The sequence below is a fragment of the Amycolatopsis sp. QT-25 genome, assembly GCF_029369745.1.
Taxonomy (GTDB): Bacteria; Actinomycetota; Actinomycetes; order Mycobacteriales; family Pseudonocardiaceae; genus Amycolatopsis.
On the sequence record NZ_CP120210.1, the window covers coordinates 2,881,556 to 2,898,483 of the forward strand.

General features: G+C 69.7%; 15 protein-coding genes. 10 read left to right on the forward strand and 5 right to left on the reverse strand.

Features of this window, described 5'->3' with window-relative positions; translation table 11 throughout:
- Positions 1 to 7: 7 nt before the first annotated feature.
- Entirely contained in the window at positions 8 to 667 is a 660-nt protein-coding gene (locus P3102_RS13560) for a response regulator transcription factor (protein ID WP_276369423.1), read from the reverse strand.
- Positions 664 to 1,899, reverse strand: coding sequence for a histidine kinase (locus P3102_RS13565; RefSeq protein WP_276369425.1), 1,236 nt, complete (start codon positions 1,897 to 1,899; stop codon positions 664 to 666). Before P3102_RS13565 ends, P3102_RS13560 begins: the two co-directional genes overlap by 4 nt.
- Positions 1,900 to 2,044: 145 nt before the next feature.
- On the opposite strand from P3102_RS13565, the gene rpe reads away from it, so the two are divergent.
- The 6 genes from rpe (at position 2,045) to P3102_RS13595 (ending at position 7,183) form a co-directional block, all read left to right on the forward strand.
- Positions 2,045 to 2,713 (forward strand): ribulose-phosphate 3-epimerase, encoded by a 669-nt coding sequence (gene rpe / locus P3102_RS13570; protein WP_276371147.1) that lies wholly within the window; start codon positions 2,045 to 2,047, stop codon positions 2,711 to 2,713.
- A 112-nt stretch (positions 2,714 to 2,825) separates the two neighbouring features.
- Positions 2,826 to 3,449, forward strand: coding sequence for a riboflavin synthase (locus P3102_RS13575; RefSeq protein WP_276369427.1), 624 nt, complete (start codon positions 2,826 to 2,828; stop codon positions 3,447 to 3,449).
- A gap of 53 nt (positions 3,450 to 3,502) precedes the next feature.
- The gene (locus tag P3102_RS13580; RefSeq protein ID WP_276371149.1) at positions 3,503 to 4,777 is read left to right on the forward strand and encodes a bifunctional 3,4-dihydroxy-2-butanone-4-phosphate synthase/GTP cyclohydrolase II; all 1,275 of its coding nucleotides are present in this window, start codon (positions 3,503 to 3,505) and stop codon (positions 4,775 to 4,777) included.
- A complete protein-coding gene (ribH, locus tag P3102_RS13585) occupies positions 4,774 to 5,280 on the forward strand; it encodes a 6,7-dimethyl-8-ribityllumazine synthase (protein ID WP_181772688.1) in 507 nt (168 codons plus the stop codon). Before P3102_RS13580 ends, ribH begins: the two co-directional genes overlap by 4 nt.
- Entirely contained in the window at positions 5,277 to 5,741 is a 465-nt protein-coding gene (locus tag P3102_RS13590) for a PH domain-containing protein (RefSeq protein WP_276369430.1), read from the forward strand. The genes ribH and P3102_RS13590 overlap by 4 nt, the downstream gene beginning before the upstream one ends.
- Positions 5,742 to 5,986: 245 nt before the next feature.
- Entirely contained in the window at positions 5,987 to 7,183 is a 1,197-nt protein-coding gene (locus P3102_RS13595; RefSeq protein ID WP_276361830.1) for an IS30 family transposase, read from the forward strand.
- A gap of 28 nt (positions 7,184 to 7,211) precedes the next feature.
- On the opposite strand, the gene P3102_RS13600 is transcribed toward P3102_RS13595, so the two are convergent.
- Entirely contained in the window at positions 7,212 to 7,991 is a 780-nt protein-coding gene (locus P3102_RS13600) for an exodeoxyribonuclease III (protein ID WP_276369432.1), read from the reverse strand.
- Between the two features lie 95 nt (positions 7,992 to 8,086).
- Positions 8,087 to 8,824, reverse strand: coding sequence for a trypsin-like serine protease (locus P3102_RS13605; RefSeq protein ID WP_276369434.1), 738 nt, complete (start codon positions 8,822 to 8,824; stop codon positions 8,087 to 8,089).
- A gap of 249 nt (positions 8,825 to 9,073) precedes the next feature.
- On the opposite strand from P3102_RS13605, the gene uvrC reads away from it, so the two are divergent.
- The 4 genes from uvrC to whiA are packed head-to-tail and all read left to right on the forward strand — an operon-like array spanning position 9,074 to position 13,927.
- Positions 9,074 to 11,050 (forward strand): excinuclease ABC subunit UvrC, encoded by a 1,977-nt coding sequence (gene uvrC / locus P3102_RS13610; protein WP_276369436.1) that lies wholly within the window; start codon positions 9,074 to 9,076, stop codon positions 11,048 to 11,050.
- Between the two features lie 50 nt (positions 11,051 to 11,100).
- Positions 11,101 to 11,958 carry an RNase adapter RapZ gene (gene rapZ, locus P3102_RS13615; protein WP_276371151.1) on the forward strand — a complete coding sequence of 286 codons (858 nt, stop codon included), beginning with the start codon at positions 11,101 to 11,103 and terminating at the stop codon, positions 11,956 to 11,958.
- 1 nt (position 11,959) lies between these two features.
- Positions 11,960 to 12,919 (forward strand): uridine diphosphate-N-acetylglucosamine-binding protein YvcK, encoded by a 960-nt coding sequence (gene yvcK, locus P3102_RS13620; RefSeq protein WP_276371153.1) that lies wholly within the window; start codon positions 11,960 to 11,962, stop codon positions 12,917 to 12,919.
- An 18-nt stretch (positions 12,920 to 12,937) separates the two neighbouring features.
- A complete protein-coding gene (whiA, locus tag P3102_RS13625; protein ID WP_276369437.1) occupies positions 12,938 to 13,927 on the forward strand; it encodes a DNA-binding protein WhiA in 990 nt (329 codons plus the stop codon).
- Positions 13,928 to 14,001: 74 nt separating this feature from the next.
- On the opposite strand, the gene P3102_RS13630 is transcribed toward whiA, so the two are convergent.
- Entirely contained in the window at positions 14,002 to 16,923 is a 2,922-nt protein-coding gene (locus P3102_RS13630; RefSeq protein ID WP_276369439.1) for an FHA domain-containing protein, read from the reverse strand.
- Positions 16,924 to 16,928: the final 5 nt, after the last annotated feature.

Below are 16,928 nucleotides of genomic sequence, written 5' to 3' on the forward strand. Positions count from 1 at the left end.
CGAGAGGTCAGCGCAGGCTGTGTCCCGGGGCGACGACGCCGGTCTCGTAGGCGAACACCACCGCCTGGCTGCGGTTGGCCGCGCCCAGCTTCCCGAAGATGTTGCCCACATGGGTCTTGACGGTTTCGAGGCTGATGACCAGTTTCGCCGCTATGTCCACATTGGACATCCCGGAGGCGATGAGCCGCAGCACCTCGGTCTCCCGCTTCGTCAGCGAAGACGGCCGGGGAGCGAGGCCGGACGGCGCCGGTCGCGCGGTGACCATCCGCCGGATCGCGTCGGGGAACAGCAGTGTCTCCCCGGCGGCGACGGTCCGGATGGCGTGCGCGAACTCCTCTTTGCGCGCCCGCTTCAGCAGGAACCCGCTCGCCCCGGCGAGCAGTGCGTCGTAGACGTGGTCGTCGTTGTCGAACGTCGTGATCACGAGGACCTTCGGCGGCTCGGAGGTCCCGGTCAGCACCCGCCGGGTCGCCTCGATCCCGTCCACGCCCGGCATGCGCACATCCATCAGCACCACGTCGGGCTGTGTCCGCCGCACCAGATCGACCACTTCGCCGCCGTCACCCGCCTCACCGACCACGGTCAGGTCCGGCTGGTTGTCCAGCAGCGAGTGCAATCCGGCGCGCAGCAGGGGTTCGTCGTCGACGATCAGCACACGCAGGGTCATGAGTGCGACCGTAGCGGGATCGTGGTCACCAGCCGCCACAGCGGTTCCCCGTCGACGGCGGGTCCCGCGACGAGCTCGCCGCGCAGCGCCTCGACCCGTTCGGTGAGCCCCGGCAGCCCGTTGCCGCCGCGGCCGGAAACCGCCGCGTGCTCCACGAGCGGGTTCACGATCTCGATCCGCAACGCGTCGGCGAGCACCGCGACCCGCACGGACACCGGGCCGGGATGGGCGTGCCGCAACGCGTTCGTCAGTCCTTCTTGGACGATCCGGTACGCCTCCCGCGAAAGGGTGGCGGGCAGTTCAGCGGCGGGTCCGGTCAGCTCGTAGTCGATCACCGCGCCACCCGCGCGAGCCCGTTCGGCCAGCGTCGCGGCCTCGCTGAGCCGTCGTTCGGGTTCGCGGGACGACCGGTCCTCCCGCAGCAGGCCGAGTACGTGGTCGAGGTCTTCGAGCGCCGCCCGTGAAGACTCCTCGATGGTGCCCAATGCCTTCCGTACCAGCCGCGGTTCGGAGTCGACCAGTTCGGCGGCCGCGGCGGCCTGGATGGTCGACGTCGTCAGCGTGTGGCCGATGGAGTCATGCAGTTCGCGCGCCAGCCGGTTGCGCTGTGCGAAGTGGTTCGCCCGGCCCTCGGCCGCGGTGACCCGTTCGGCGGCCGAAGGGCCCAGCAGCGCGACCGCGCTGTACTGGAACAGTTTGGTGAAACCGGCGAGGACGTACGCGATCACCACGAGCGTGAAGAACCCGATCGGCAGTGTCCACGCTCCGGCGACGCCGGATTCGATCGTCACCTTCTCCCCGAAGAACGCGATGGGACTGCCGCCACCGCCTGCCCACACCAGGGTCGGGACGACCCCCAGGAACAGGAAGCAGCAGAGGCCGAACAGCACCCAGCCGAGCGCGGTGTGCACGACCAGCCAGGCGGCCGAGCGCCAGCGCTCCGGCCAGGCGACCTTCGTGTTCGGCGGGGGCTGCCCGATCCGGGTGCCCAGTATCTGGTTGGAGAACCAGATACCGACCCGCCGCATCGGCCCCGGCAAACCTGCCAGTGCGGCCAGCACGCCTATGGCGAGCACGCCGTAAACCAGTTTCGCTCGTACGTCGCCCGGGATGAGGACGGCGGAGACGAGCGCGATCGGGAACGGGATCGCGGTGATCGCCATGCCGAGGAAGCCGAACGGCAAGCTGCGGTAGCTGCCGATCCGGACCAGGGGCTCGAGTGGGTTGACCATGAGCGGAACGCTATTCGGCGGCGCGTGCGCGCACCTCCCACCGCGGTGCCATTTCACGTCATACTCCAGACGGGGTCGCCGGTCACAGCCGGTTAGCGGACGTTAGCGGTGTCCTCCTACACTCGGGCGCGTGGCTCACCGACCTTTGATCGCACCCAGCATCCTCTCCGCGGACTTCGCCCGGCTCGGCGACGAGATCCGCGCCGTCGCGGGGGAGGGGGAAACCCGCGCGGACTGGGTCCACGTCGACGTCATGGACGCGCACTTCGTGCCGAACCTGACCCTGGGCCTGCCCGTGGTGCAGTCGCTGCTCAAGGCCACCGACATACCGATCGACTGCCACTTGATGATCGAGAACCCCGACAAGTGGGCCATCGGGTACGCCGAGGCGGGGGCCTACAACGTCACCGTGCACGTCGAGGCCGCGAACGACCCGATCGCGCTCGCGAAGAACCTGCGCGCCGCAGGGGCCAAGGCCGGCCTGTCGATCAAGCCGAACACGCCGATCGAGGACCACCTCGACACCCTCAAACACTACGACACGCTCCTGGTGATGTCGGTCGAGCCCGGTTTCGGCGGCCAGTCGTTCATCGAGGGCGTCCTCGACAAGGTCCGCACCGCGCGGCGCCTGGTCGACACCGGTCACCTCAAGCTCGTCGTCGAGATCGACGGCGGGATCAACGCCGACACCATCGAACAGGCCGCCGAGGCCGGGGTCGACTGCTTCGTCGCCGGTTCCGCCGTCTACGGCGCCGAGGACCCTGGTAAGGCGGTCGCGGCGCTGCGCGAGCAGGCGGCCCGTGCCCGCGGCTGATCCCGCCTCTTGATCCGCCGTCGGGTCAGGAGAAGGAATCGGCCCCGATGGGTGTTGGATGAGGGGAGCACCGTTTTCCGCGACGGTGCGAGCCAGGAGGAGGGCAGCAGGAGTGTTCACCGGCATTGTCGAGGAACTCGGCGAGGTCACCGCGGTCGAGCAGGTCCCGGACGCCGCGCGGTTGACCGTGCGGGGTCCGCTGGTGACCAGCGACGCCGGGCACGGGGACTCCATCGCGGTGAGTGGCGTGTGCCTCACCGTGGTCGCGGTGGCGGGCGGTGAGTTTACCGTCGATGTCGTGCACGAGACCCTGCAGCGCTCCAGCCTCGCGAAGGTACACGTCGGCGACGTCGTGAACCTCGAACGCGCGACTCCGGCGGGCGGCAGGCTCGGCGGGCACATCATGCAGGGCCATGTCGACGGCACCGGCGTCTTCCTCAAGCGGGACGAACAGGGGCTCACCACGTTCGCGCTGCCGAAAAAGCTGTCGCGGTACGTGGTCGAAAAGGGGTCGATCGCGGTCGACGGCGTCTCCCTCACGGTCGCTTCGGTGACCGACGAGGAGTTCTCCGTCGCCCTGATCCCGACCACCCTCGACCTCACCACCCTCGGCCGGAACACCCCGGGTGACCTGGTGAACCTCGAGGTCGACGTGGTCGCCAAATACGTCGAGAAGCTGGCCATGCCGCATCTGCGCGCGCAGGGGGACAATGGCGGCACGGAGGAGCGGGCGTGAGTGAGACGAGTGCGATTCCGGGGTCGGCCGATCTGACCCCCTGTGGAGGCGGGGTGGCCGTGAACGCCGATGCCATCGAGGCGGCGATCGCCGACATCAAGGCGGGCCGCCCGGTCGTGGTGGTGGACGACGAGGACCGCGAGAACGAAGGCGACCTGATCTTCGCCGCGGAGAAGGCCACGCCGGAGCTGATGGCCTTCATGGTGCGCTACACCTCGGGTTACGTCTGCGTGGCGCTGACCGAGGCCGAGGCGGACAGGCTCGACCTGCCGCCGATGTACCACACGAACCAGGACCAGCGCGGCACCGCGTACAGCGTCACGGTCGACGCCGCTGAGGGCATCACCACCGGCATCTCCGCGGCCGACCGGTCGCATACCGTCCGGCTGCTCGCCGACCCCGCGTCCCAGGCGTCGGACTTCCGGCGGCCCGGCCACGTGGTCCCGCTGCGCGCCAAGCAGGGCGGCGTCCTGCGGCGCCCGGGACACACCGAAGCCTCCGTCGACCTGGCCCGTCTCGCCGGGCTCTCGCCGTCCGGCGTGCTCTGCGAGATCGTGTCGCAGAAGGACGAGGGCGACATGGCCCGCCGCGACGAACTGGAGGTCTTCGCCGCGGACCACGACCTCAAGATGATCACCATCGCCGACCTGATCGCGTACCGGCGGCGTACCGAAAAGCAGGTCGAGCGGGTCGCCGAGGCGCGTATCCCGCTGGCGGCGGGCACGTTCCGCGCGGTCGGTTACGACAGCCTGCTCGACGGCATCGAGCACATCGCGTTCGTCTACGGCGAGATCGCCGATGGCGACGACATCCTGGTCCGGGTGCACTCCGAATGCCTCACCGGCGACGTCTTCGGCTCGTTGCGCTGCGACTGCGGCCCCCAGCTGGAGGCGGCACTGGAAGCGGTGGCCAAGGAAGGCCGCGGCGTCGTGCTCTACATCCGCGGCCACGAGGGCCGCGGCATCGGGCTGCTGCACAAACTGCAGGCCTACCAGCTGCAGGACGCCGGCGCGGACACCGTCGACGCGAACCTGCAGCTCGGCGTCCCCGCCGACGCGCGGGACTACGGCACCGGCGCGCAGATCCTGTGCGACCTCGGCGTCCGCTCGATGCGGCTGCTGACGAACAACCCCGCCAAACGCGTCGGCCTGGAGGGCTACGGTCTGCGGGTCACCGGCCGGGTGTCGCTGCCGATCTCGCCGAACCCGGAGAACCTGCGCTACCTCAGGACCAAACGCGACCGGATGGGCCACGACCTGTCCCAGCTGGAGCATTTCGACCAGGTCGGCGCCGAGGTCGACCAGGGCAACGGAGGGGGGAAGCGGTGAGCGGCGAAGGCCGTCCGGACGTCGAACTCGACCTGTCCGATTGTAAGAACATCAGGCTCGGGATCGTGGCCACGCGCTGGCACACGAAGATCACGAGCGCGCTGCTGGACCGCGCCCTCGAGGCGGCCAAGGCGGCCGAGCTGGAGGAAGAGCCGACGGTCGTGCGTGTGGCGGGCGCCGTCGAACTGCCCGTCGCCGCGCAGGCACTGGCCCGCACGCACGACGCGGTCGTCGCGCTGGGCGTGGTCGTCCGGGGCGGGACGCCGCACTTCGAGTACGTCTGCGACGCGGTCACCGCGGGCCTGACCAGGGTGGCGCTCGACGAAAGCACCCCGGTCGGCAACGGCGTGCTCACCTGCGACACCGAGCAGCAGGCCCTCGACCGGTCCGGTCTCCCCGGCTCCGTCGAGGACAAGGGTTACGAAGCGACGGTCGCCGCGCTGGACGCCGCGCACGCGCTGCGGAACCTGCGCCAGCCGTGGACCGAGCGGGGCTTCGTGTGAGCGTCGAGGCGGATGTGACGACGAAGTCCGAGGTCGTGGTGGTGCGGCCCCGCCGTGCCCTGGTGATGTGCTCGGTGCTGGCGCTGCTCCTGCTGGCGACGTTCGTGGTCGTCGCGGTGCTGCTGCGCGGCTCGGACACCGGTGTGATCTTCCAGCCGTCCGATCAGGCGGCGATGATCGGCATCGGGGTCCTGCTCGCCGCGGGCACGATGCTGTTCGCGACCGCGCGCGTGAAGGCCGACGCCGACGGCATCGAAGTCCGGAACGTGCTGATTACCAAGAAGTTCGCGTGGAGCGAGGTGCTTTCGGTGAGCTTCCCGGACGGCGCTTCGTGGGCGCGGCTGGAACTGCCGGACGACGAGTACTACTCGCTGATGGCCGTGCAGGCGGTGGACCGGGACCGCGCGGTGGCCGCGGTGCGGGCGCTGCGGCGGCTGCACAAGGCGGCCTGGGAAGGCTGACGGACCTCTTTCCCGCTCTTTCGCGTGCTATGAAAGGTCCTTTCCTTGCAAAATTTGCAAGGAAAGGACCTTTCATAGCGTTCGGGAGTGAGGGGCCATCGAGTACCCGCAGGCGGCCAAGGGCACCGGAAGCCGCCCGCCAGGTCACCAAGTCCGTGAAGGCCTCCTTGAGGGACCCAGGGTCCCTCAAGGAGGCTCGGAGTCATGGGGTTGTTGCAACACCGTCTGATGGGGGTGGGGTTGTGGTGCGGGTTCATCGGTGGCTGCCGCGGTCGGTGCGGGTGGGGTTTTGGGATCAGGTCCGGGCCGGGGTGGCGGCGAAGCCGGCGGCCCGGGCGGTGGGGCTGTCCCCGACGACGGGGGTGCGGTTGTTCCGGCAGGCTGGCGGGGTGATCGGTAACGCACCTGCTCGGCCTGGTCCCCTCCGGTTGAGCCTGGCCGAGCGGGAAGAGATCGCCTGCCTGAAAGCCGCGGGCCAGGGGCCCCGGGCGATCGGGCGGGCGATCGGCCGTCCGGCCTCGACCGTGTCCCGCGAGCTGGCCCGCAACACCGGTTCCTCCGGCCGCTATCGGGCTGTCAGCGCGCAGCACACGGCCGAGAACCGTGCGAAACGCCCGAAGGCCGCGAAACTGGCCGCGGACACCGTGTTGCGGGACGTGGTGCAGGACAGGCTGAACCGTAAATGGTCCCCGCGTCAGATCGCGCGGAGACTGGTGCTGGAGTTCCCCGACCAGCCGGAGATGCGGGTGTCCCACGAAACGATCTACCAAGCACTGTATGTCCAGGGAAAAGGCGCGCTGCGCCGCGAACTCACCCAGGCGTTGCGGACCGGGCGGGCACTGCGGATGCCCCGCCGGCAGGCCCAGGCCCGCCGGGCCCGGCCCGCGGGCAGGATCCCCGACATGGTCAACATCTCCGAACGGCCCGCCGAGGTCACCGACCGCGCCGTCCCCGGGCATTGGGAAGGCGACCTGATCCTGGGCAAGAACAACAAATCCGCGATCGGGACCCTGGTCGAACGATCGACCCGGTTCGTGATGCTGCTGCACCTGCCCCACGGACGCGACGCCGCCACCGTCGCCGCCGCCATGACCGAGACCATCCAGACGCTGCCGCCGCTGCTGCTGAAATCCTTGACCTGGGACCAGGGCAAGGAAATGGCCCACCACAAAAAGATCACCCTGGCCACCGGGATCGACATCTACTTCTGCGACCCACACGCACCCTGGCAACGCGGAACCAACGAGAACACCAACGGACTACTCCGCCAATACTTCCCCACAAGCACCGACCTGTCCCAGCACACCGCCGCAGACCTCGCACGAGTCGCCGCCGAACTCAACGGCCGCCCCCGCGAAACCCTCGACTGGCACACACCCGCCGAAGCCCTCGAAGCACTACTCTCCAACCAACAAACAATGCGTGTTGCAACCACCATGTGAATCCGCCAGGCCTTCACGGACCCGAACGCTAAAGCGAAAGATCCACCACGATCGGTGCGTGGTCCGACGGTCCCTTGCCCTTGCGCGCGTCACGGTCCACATAGGAATCCGTCACCGCGCCGGTCACGACGGCGTCGGCGTACACGAGGTCGATCCGCATTCCCTTGTTGTTCGGGAAGTTCCCCGCCCGGTAATCCCAGTACGTGAACGGGTGGTCGTACTTCAGCGGCCGCGGGAACACGTCGGCCAGCCCGAGGTCGCGCAGCGCGGCGAGCGCCTTCCGCTCCGGCTCGGTCACGTGCGTCGATTCGGCGAACAGGCCGATGTCCCACACGTCCGCGTCGGTCGGCGCGATGTTGAAGTCGCCGAGCACCGCGAACGGCAGTCCGCGCGCTTGCTCCTCCCGCACGGTCGCCTCCAGCGCCGAGAGCCAGGCCAGCTTGTAGCCGTAGTGCGGGTTCTCCAGGTCACGCCCGTTCGGTACGTACACCGACCACAACCGCAGCCCGCCGCAGGTGGCGCCGATGGCCCGCGCGTCGGTCTTGTCCTCGAAGGTGGGCTCGCCGGTCAGGCCGCGCGTCACGTCTTCCACGCCGACGCGGGACACGATCGCGACGCCGTTCCAGCGCCCGATGCCGTACGCGGCCGTCTCGTAACCCAGTTCCTTCACGGCGTCGAAGGGGAAGGCGTCCGTGCCGCATTTGAGTTCCTGCAGGCACAGCACGTCCGGTTGCACCGAGCCGAGCCAGTCCAGCACCCTCGGCAGCCGGGGTCCGATCGAGTTCACGTTCCAGGTCGCGATCCGCATACCCGCGAGCGTCCCACACCCCACCGACAGCCCGACGCGAAAGGGCCCTCCGAGACGGGTCGCGTCCCGGAGGGCCCTTTCACCGGGGGTGGAGGTCAGACCCCGGTGGTCGAGCGGATCCAGGAGCGGGCCGAAGCGACGCTGCCGTAGTTGTTGGTGCCGCGGACGTTCGAGCCGCTCTGGTTCTGCACGGTCGAAGCGACACCGACCTGGACGCCGTTGTGGACCTGGGGGCCGCCCGAGTCGCCCTTCCACGCCGAACCGTTGATGCCGACGCTCTGGATGGCCGGGCCGCCGTAGGCGTCACGCGAGCTGCCGGTGACGCGGACGTCGGCCACCTTCAGCGCCGCGGCGGGCGGGCCGGTCGGGGTTTCCCGGCCCCAGCCGTAGAGCTTGTTGGTGGTGCCCACCGACGGGTTCGAGCCTGCCAGGCCGATCGGCGTCACACCGGCGTCGGAGACCAGGTGCAGCAGCGAGATGTCGGCGCCGTTCGGCGAGGACACCTTGCGGTCGACCGCGATCTCACGGCCGCCCTGGAGCTGGTTGCTGCCGACGCGGACGCGCATGCCCGTGCCGTCGGAGTCGAGGCAGTGCTTGGCGGTCAGGACCCAGCGCTGGGCGATCACACTGCCCGAGCAGTTGAAGCCGTCCCACTGACGGCCGGGGGTGTTGACGTAGACCTGGGCGCCCCAGCTCACGGCGGGGGCGGTACCGCCGCCCACGATGTTCGGCTGGACACCGGTGGGGGTACCCGCGGAGGCGACCGCGCCGGCGGTCATGGTGAGGGCTGCGGCGGCGAGGGTGGCGGCGCCCAGCGTACGAAGACGGCTCACGGTGCAGGAGTCCTTTCGAGCGTCATCTGACGAAGAACCGGGTGAAGTGGCACTGGGACGGAAAGTAATCACCCGATTCACCCGCCAGGAACCAACGAACGTCGGTTCCGGCCGAAAACCCGACTTAGGTCGGTATGAGTGGCGAAATCCGGACCGGATCGTGGGAACCGTCACTCGAAGGGTTGACCGACCCGCCGCTAAGGACGGGGCCTCGTAAGACTGTCGGTGGTGCCCCATAGGCTGGACGACGTGGCTGACCCGACCACCTACCGTCCCTCGCCGGGGAGCATCCCGGACGCCCCTGGCGTGTACAAATTTCGTGACGCCACGAAGAGGGTCATCTACGTCGGCAAGGCGAAAAGCCTCCGCAGCAGGCTGAACTCGTACTTCGCCGACATCACGGGCTTGCACCCGCGCACCCGCCAGATGGTGACCACGGCGGCGAGCGTCGAGTGGACCGTGGTGAGCACCGAGGTCGAGGCGCTCCAGCTGGAGTACAACTGGATCAAGGAGTTCGACCCGCGGTTCAACGTCCGCTACCGCGACGACAAGAGCTATCCGGTCCTCGCCGTCACGATGAACGAGGAGTTCCCGCGCCTGCACGTCTATCGCGGCGCGCGCAAGAAGGGCGTGCGGTATTTCGGGCCGTACGCCCACGCTTGGGCCATCCGCGAGACGCTCGACCTGCTGCTCCGGGTCTTCCCGGCGCGCACCTGCTCGGCGGGCGTCTTCAAACGGCACGGCCAGATCGGCAGGCCCTGCCTGCTCGGTTACATCGGCAAATGCTCCGCGCCGTGCGTCGGCAAGGTTTCCGCCGACGAACACCGCGCGATCGTCGAAGACTTCTGCGATTTTCTCGCCGGCCGCACCGACGCGCTGATCCGCCGCCTGGAACAGGAAATGGCGGCCGCCTCCGAGGAACTGGAGTTCGAGCGTGCCGCCCGGCTGCGGGACGACCTCGGCGCGTTGCGGCGTGCGATGGAGAAGCAGGCGGTCGTCCTCGGCGACGGCACCGACGCGGACGTCGTCGCCTTCGCCCACGACGAACTCGAAGCCGCCGTCCAGGTCTTCCACGTGCGCGGTGGCCGGGTCCGCGGCCAGCGCGGCTGGGTGATCGACAAGGCCGAAGAGATGGACGTCAAGGATCTCGTCGACCACTTCCTCACGCAGTTCTACGGCGAAGAGGCCGAACGCGCGGACGACCCCGAACTCGGCTCGGCGGTGCCGCGCGAGGTGCTCGTCCCCGAACTGCCCGCCGACGCCGAAGCGGTCGGCGAGTGGCTTTCCGGGCTGCGCGGGTCGAAGGTAAGCCTTCGGGTGCCGCAGCGCGGAGACAAACGCGCGCTCGCGGAGACGGTGACGCGCAACGCCGGCGAGGCGTTCACCCAGCACAAACTGCGCCGCGCCGGTGACCTGACGGCACGTTCGGCCGCGCTCGCGGAACTGCAGGACTACCTGGCGCTGGAAACCGCGCCGCTGCGCATCGAATGTGTCGACATCAGCCATATCCAGGGCAGTGACGTGGTGGCGTCGCTCGTGGTGTTCGAGGACGGCATCCCGCGTAAGTCCGAGTACCGGCGCTTCGCCTTGCGCGAAGCCGCGGAGGAAGGCGACGTCGCGTCGATCGCCGAGGTCGTCCGCCGCCGGTTTTACCGCTACCTCAAAGAAAACGCAGGAAACGCAGGAAACGCCGAGGGCGCCCAGCTCGATCCGGATCGTCCGGGCATCGACCCGGAGACCGGCAAACCGCGCAAGTTCGCCTACGCGCCGAACCTGCTCGTCGTCGACGGCGCGGGCCCGCAGGCCACCGCCGCCGCGGACGTCCTCTCCGAACTGGGCGTCACCGACATCGCCGTGGTCGGCCTGGCCAAGCGGCTGGAGGAGGTGTGGCTGCCGGGCGACCCCGATCCGGTGATCCTGCCGCGCACCTCCGACGCGCTGTATCTGTTGCAGCGGTTGCGTGACGAGGCGCACCGCTTTGCCATCCGGTACCACCGGGAGAAGCGGTCCAAGCGGATGCAGGTGTCCGCGTTGGACGGTGTGCCCGGGCTGGGGCAGGCTCGCCGTACCGCGCTGATCAAGCACTTCGGCTCGGTGAAGAGACTCCGCGAAGCGCGGATAGAAGAGATCGAGGCGGTGCCCGGCTTCGGCAGGCGCACCGCGGAAGCGGTCGTCGCGGCACTCGCAGGGGAGACAGTCGCGGCGGCGGGGGAGTCCGGTACGTGATCGCTGAAGGGACCATCGTGAGTGCGCAAGAAGAAGGCCGCGGTTCGGGGATGGAGGTCGCGGTCGTTTCCGGACTGTCCGGAGCGGGCCGCAGTACCGCCGCGAAATGCCTGGAGGACCTGGGCTGGTTCGTGGTGGACAACCTGCCGCCCGAGCTGATCGCCACCATGGTCGAGCTCGGCGCGCAGGCGCGGGGCGCCATCACCAAGGTCGCCGTGGTGATGGACGTGCGCTCGCGCGCGTTCACCGACGACCTGGCCTCGGTCATCAAGGACCTCGACGCCCGCGGGTACAAGCCGCGCGTGCTGTTCCTGCAGGCCACGGACGCGGTGCTGGTGCGCCGGTTCGAGGCCGTCCGCCGCGGCCATCCCATGCAGGGTGATGGCAGGCTCGCCGACGGCATCACCGCCGAGCGCACGCTCCTGGAGCCGCTGCGCGAGGAGGCGGACCTGGTGCTCGACACGTCGTCGCTTTCGGTGCACGACCTGCGCGCCAAGATCGAGGACGCGTTCGGTTCCGAAGCCGGTACCCAGACCCGCGTCACCGTGCTGTCGTTCGGGTACAAGTACGGCCTGCCGATGGACGCCGACCTGGTGATGGACGTCCGGTTCCTGCCGAACCCGTTCTGGATCCCGGAGCTGCGTGACCACACCGGTCTCGAGGGCGAGGTCCGCAACTACGTGCTCAGCCAGGAAGGGGCGGACGAGTTCCTCGACCGTTACCACCAGCTGCTGCGCCTGATCGGCGCGGGCTACAAACGCGAGGGCAAGCGGTATCTGACGCTGGCCGTCGGCTGCACGGGCGGAAAACACCGCAGTGTCGCCATTTCCGAGGAGCTCGCCCAGCGTCTGTCCAATGAGGACGGTATGGCCGTGAAGGTGGTGCACCGCGACCTTGGCCGCGAGTGAACTGCGCGCGGTCGCGCTGGGTGGCGGGCACGGCCTGCACGCCACCCTCACCGCGTTGCGCCGGGTGACCTCACAGGTCACCGCCGTGGTCACCGTCGCCGACGACGGGGGCTCGTCCGGCAGGCTGCGCCGGGAACTGGGGCTGCTGCCGCCGGGTGACCTGCGGCAGGCCTTCGCCGCGTTCGCCGCCGAAGACGGCGGGACCTTGTGGGCGGAGGTGTTCCAGCACCGCTTCGGCGGCGACGGAGCTCTCGCCGGGCACGCGGTCGGAAACCTGTTGCTGGCCGGGTTGTTCGAGGTGCTCGGGGATCCGGTCGCCGCGCTCGACGAGGCGAGCAGGCTCATGGGCATTTCCGGCCGGGTGCTGCCGATGTCACCCGAACCGCTGGAAATTCAGGGTGAGGTTTCGGGGCTGGACGTCGAAAATGCCCAGGCGCTCCGCCGGATTCGCGGTCAGGTGGCGGTGGCGACGACGCCGGGACAGGTGCATCGGATCAGCCTGCACCCGACCGGGCAGGCCGACCGGCCACCGCACGGGTGTCCCGAGGCGATCGAGGCCGTACTCGACGCGGACGTGGTGTTCCTCGGCCCCGGGTCGTGGTTCACCAGTGTGCTGCCCCATCTGCTGGTGCCGGATCTGCACGACGCGTTGCTCCGAACGGAGGCCACGAAGGTCGTCATCCTCAACTTGATCCCCCAACCGGGGGAGACGGCGGGATTCTCTCCGGAGAAGCATTTGGACGTGCTGTTCGAACACGCCCCGGAACTGCGGGTGGACGCGGTCATCGCGGATCGGGACTCGGTGCCCTCACCGGCCCGGTTGCGGGACGCCGCCGGGAGACTGGGCGCGAGGGCGTTGCTGGGGGCGGTGGCTGACCCGGTCGTGACGGGGCGGCATGATCCTGATGCGCTCGCGGGCTGTATGCGAGACGCTCTGGAGTCTCACCGGGGGAGGAGCTGAAGGTATGGAGGGGCAGCGATGGCGATGACCGCCGCCGTGAAGGACGAGCTGAGCCGGCTGGAGATCACCAAGATCGGCCCGCGCCGCGCGGAGGTCGCGTCGATGCTGCGATTCGCGGGCGGGCTGCACATCGTGGCAGGCCGCGTCGTGGTGGAGGCCGAACTCGACACCGGTTCGGTGGCGAGGCGGCTGCGCAAGGAAATCCACGAACTGTACGGACACCAGTCCGACGTCCACGTCGTTTCCTCCAGCGGGTTGCGCAAGGGCACGCGGTACGTCGTCCGGGTGGTCAAGGACGGCGAGGGGCTCGCCCGGCAGACGGGCCTGATCGACCAGCGGGGCCGTCCGGTGCGCGGACTGCCCGCCGCCGTCGTGTCCGGTGGCGTCGCCGACGCGGAAGCCGCCTGGCGTGGCGCGTTCCTGGCGCACGGTTCGCTCACCGAGCCCGGCCGTTCGTCGTCACTCGAGGTGACCTGCCCCGGCCCCGAGGCCGCGCTGGCGCTCGTCGGCGCCGCCCGGCGGATGGGTATCCAGGCCAAATCGCGCGAGGTCCGCGGCGCGGACCGGGTCGTGGTGCGCGACGGTGACGCCATCGGCGCGCTGCTGACCCGGCTCGGTGCGCACACGAGCGTGCTCGCCTGGGAAGAGCGGCGTATGCGCCGCGAGGTGCGCGCCACCGCGAACCGGCTCGCGAACTTCGACGACGCCAACCTGCGGCGTTCGGCCCGCGCGGCCGTCGCGGCGGCGGCCAGGGTGGAACGCGCGCTGGCCATCCTCGGCGAATCCGCCCCGGACCACCTGCTCGCCGCGGGCAAGCTGCGGCTGTCGAACCGGCAGGCCTCGCTCGAAGAACTGGGCCAGCTGTCCGATCCGCAGATGACCAAGGACGCCGTCGCCGGCCGCATCCGCCGCCTGCTGGCGATGGCCGACAAGAAGGCGAAGGAACAAGGCATCCCGGACACCGAATCCGCGGTCACCCCGGACATGCTCGAAGAAGACGAGGCCTGACCGCCCGCGATCAGTCACCTACTTGCGCTGGTTGCGTAGGCACCTACCGCAAGCAGGTGACTGATTGCGGGGCCTCAGGGCTCCTGGGTGCGCCAGTGCGCGAGTTGTTCGCGGACCTTCTCCGTCGCCGGATGGCGCTCCCCCCGGATTTCGACGGAATCGCCCAGCAGTAGCGCCCAATCCGACAGGGCTTCGGTGATCTGACCGGCCTTGGCGCGAACCAGCGCCTGGCCGAACCGGAGGTCGAGAACGTCCGGATGCCGGTCGCCCAGCCGTTCCCGTGCTTCGGCCAGCAGCTGTTCGTACTCCCGCACTGCCGGAAGCGCCTCTTCGGTCAGCGCGCTCCAGAAGGCGATGTTGTGCCGGACGTGGCCGACGATCTCGTCGTCGCCCAGCACTTGCTTCGCCCGCGGCAGCAGTTCCCGCGAGAGACGGAGGGCTTCCTCCCCGTTCCCGGTCTTGCCCGTCGCGACCGCGAGGAGATGCCGTGCGTGCAGTGTCTCGCGATGGTCGGCTCCGAGCGCGTGAGTGGCGTCCCGGACGAGCGCTTCGAACGCGGCACGGGACTCTTCGAAGCGGCCGAGTTGGGCGAGCAGGTGCCCGATGTTGTTGCGGATGCTCAGCACGTCTTCGTCGTCGGCGGACAGCGCGGCGGTCGCGATCGACAGTAGTTCTTCGAACCGGGCGAGCGCACCGGCCGCATCGCCCGCCTTGCCGGTCCAGGTCGCGTGCCGTGCCTTGCAGCGCAACGTGATCCGGTCGGTCTCGCCGAGTTCCCGTGCCGCCCGGTTCGCCCAGGCCGCCCAGCGTTCCCGGTTCTCGACGGGAATGTGGGACGCCCGGCGCTCCAGCGCGGTGAGGGCGTCTTCGCGGAGTCCGGCGAGCCAGAAGTGCTCGGCCTCGTTGGCCGCGGCGTAGCTCTGTTCGAGCGTCGGCTCGTCGTTTCCGGTCACCAGTGCCACCTCCGAGGCCGCCACCGCCAGCCGGGCGTGCAGCCGGGCCACCAGATCAGGGAAGAGACCGGGGGGTGAACCGGCCCACAGAACGGTTTCGTCGGCCAGGCCCGCTCGCGTCCGGCTGACCGAGCTGCCGAGCCCGGCCAGGAAGTCGCGGACGTGCACCCGCCGGTCCGGGCCGCCCGCCGCCCCGCTCGCCGCGGTGAGGATCGAGATCGGGATGGGCCCGCGGGTGGCGGCCAGCGCCAGCAGCTCCAGCAGCACCGCGCGGCCGGGCCGCGGCGAAACCATCGCGGTGCTGGACCGTTCTTCTTCGTCGGCTCGGTCCTCCTGCGTGACGCTGACGAAGGTGACCGTCGAATCGCCGAGCCGGAGCACGTCGCGGTGCGCCAGCTCGGCGTTCGGCACCCGCCGTCCGTTGAGGAAGGTGCCGTTGGCGGAACCGAGGTCGGTCAGCCACGCCGTGGTGCCGTCCCAGCGGATCTCGCAGTGGAGCCGGGAAACCCGCGCGTCTCTGAGCTGAATCGCGGCGGTCCTGCTGCGGCCGAGTGTCGTGCCGCCGAAGGACAGATCGTGGTTCACCGACGGTAGGCCGGGGACATCGACGATCAAGGTCGCCGGTGTGATCCTCGGCGAAGTGGGCGAGCCGGTGTCGTATCCCGGCTCGGGGCTCCAGTCGGCGGCCTCCCGGGGTTCCTCCGGTGGCAGGTCGCCGGCCGGCAGTCCCCACCACCCGTCCGGCGGCACGAGAACGCCGTTCGGCTCCAGCCGGACCCGCACGGCCGGCGGGAGACGCACCGGATGTCTCGCCGTCACGACCGTTTTCACCAAGGCCAGGTCCGGTTCCGTCGACAGGCTCCGGAAAAGGCCGCACAAGCGTTCCTGGACGTCGGGATCGACGTCGTCGAGTCCGTCGATCGCGATCCGCACCGGCGCTCCGGTCCACTGTGGAGCGAGAGCTCGAAGAGGGCCGAGCAGCGCCAGGTCGAAAGCGCTCGCGCCGCTGCGGGCGGTGTCGTCGAGACCGGCGTGATGTGCCTGCTCGGCCTCGGCGAAACCGGCCACGGTGCGCCGCAACTGGCGGGCGAGTTCGCGGGCGAGCCGCTCCGCCGTGTCGCCGCGGGTCGCGAACAACACGGCGTGCAGGAAGTCCGGCGGCACGTACGACCCGGCCACCGAGGGCCGCGCCAGCGCGGCGAGCATGGTCGATTTCCCCGTCCCCGCCTCGCCGGTGATCGCGACCAGCCGGGCGCCGGTGAGCAGATGCCCGACGGTCTCGCCGAGTTTCGGATCCGGCTCGTAACGCGCGGTCAGCCGTTCGATCCGCGGCGCGGCCGGGTTTCCTGCCAAGGGTGAACGCCGCCAGGCTGGGGAGGAGTTCAGCGCGAGCCACAGCCCCTGATCGGCCTCGCTCACCTCACGGGTGCCGTCGAAACCCAGATGGACGGCGGTCTGCGCCGGGCACAGCCCGGTGATGACCCGTTTGAGATCCGCGCAGCGAACGCGTTCGCCGAACTCCGCATGCCCCGACCGGAGTACCGAGACCAGCGACCGGCTGAAACACCCGTTCGCCGCCACACGGTCGTCCGAGGCGGTGAGCAGGTCGAAGCGTTTGCCCGCTTCGCCGACGATCCGCAGCCAGCGTTGCCCCGCCTGTCTCGCCCCGATGCCCGCGTGGCAGGTGTCGAGCAGGATCACCAGGCCGTCCAGCATCGAGTAGCGGCCGAGGAGTTCCTTGATCCGCTGGGCGAACAGGAACGACCCGCGGCTGTCCACCGGCAGGCCGGTGTCCTTGGTGAGGAAGTAGAAGTCGTCGTCGGCGTACTCGCCGTGCCCGACGAGGGAGAGGAACAGCGTCGCCTCGTCTTCCGAGGCACGCTCGAAGGCCGCTACCAGCGCGTCGTCCAGCTCGACCATCGTCGGGTCGACGAGCAGGCCGCGGCCGTCCTCGAGCGCGGGGACGCAGCCACCGATTTCGGGGTCGAGCAAGGCCGTCGAAACCTGGCGGCCCGCGTCGGGGAGGAACGAGAGAAGGTTCAACGAAT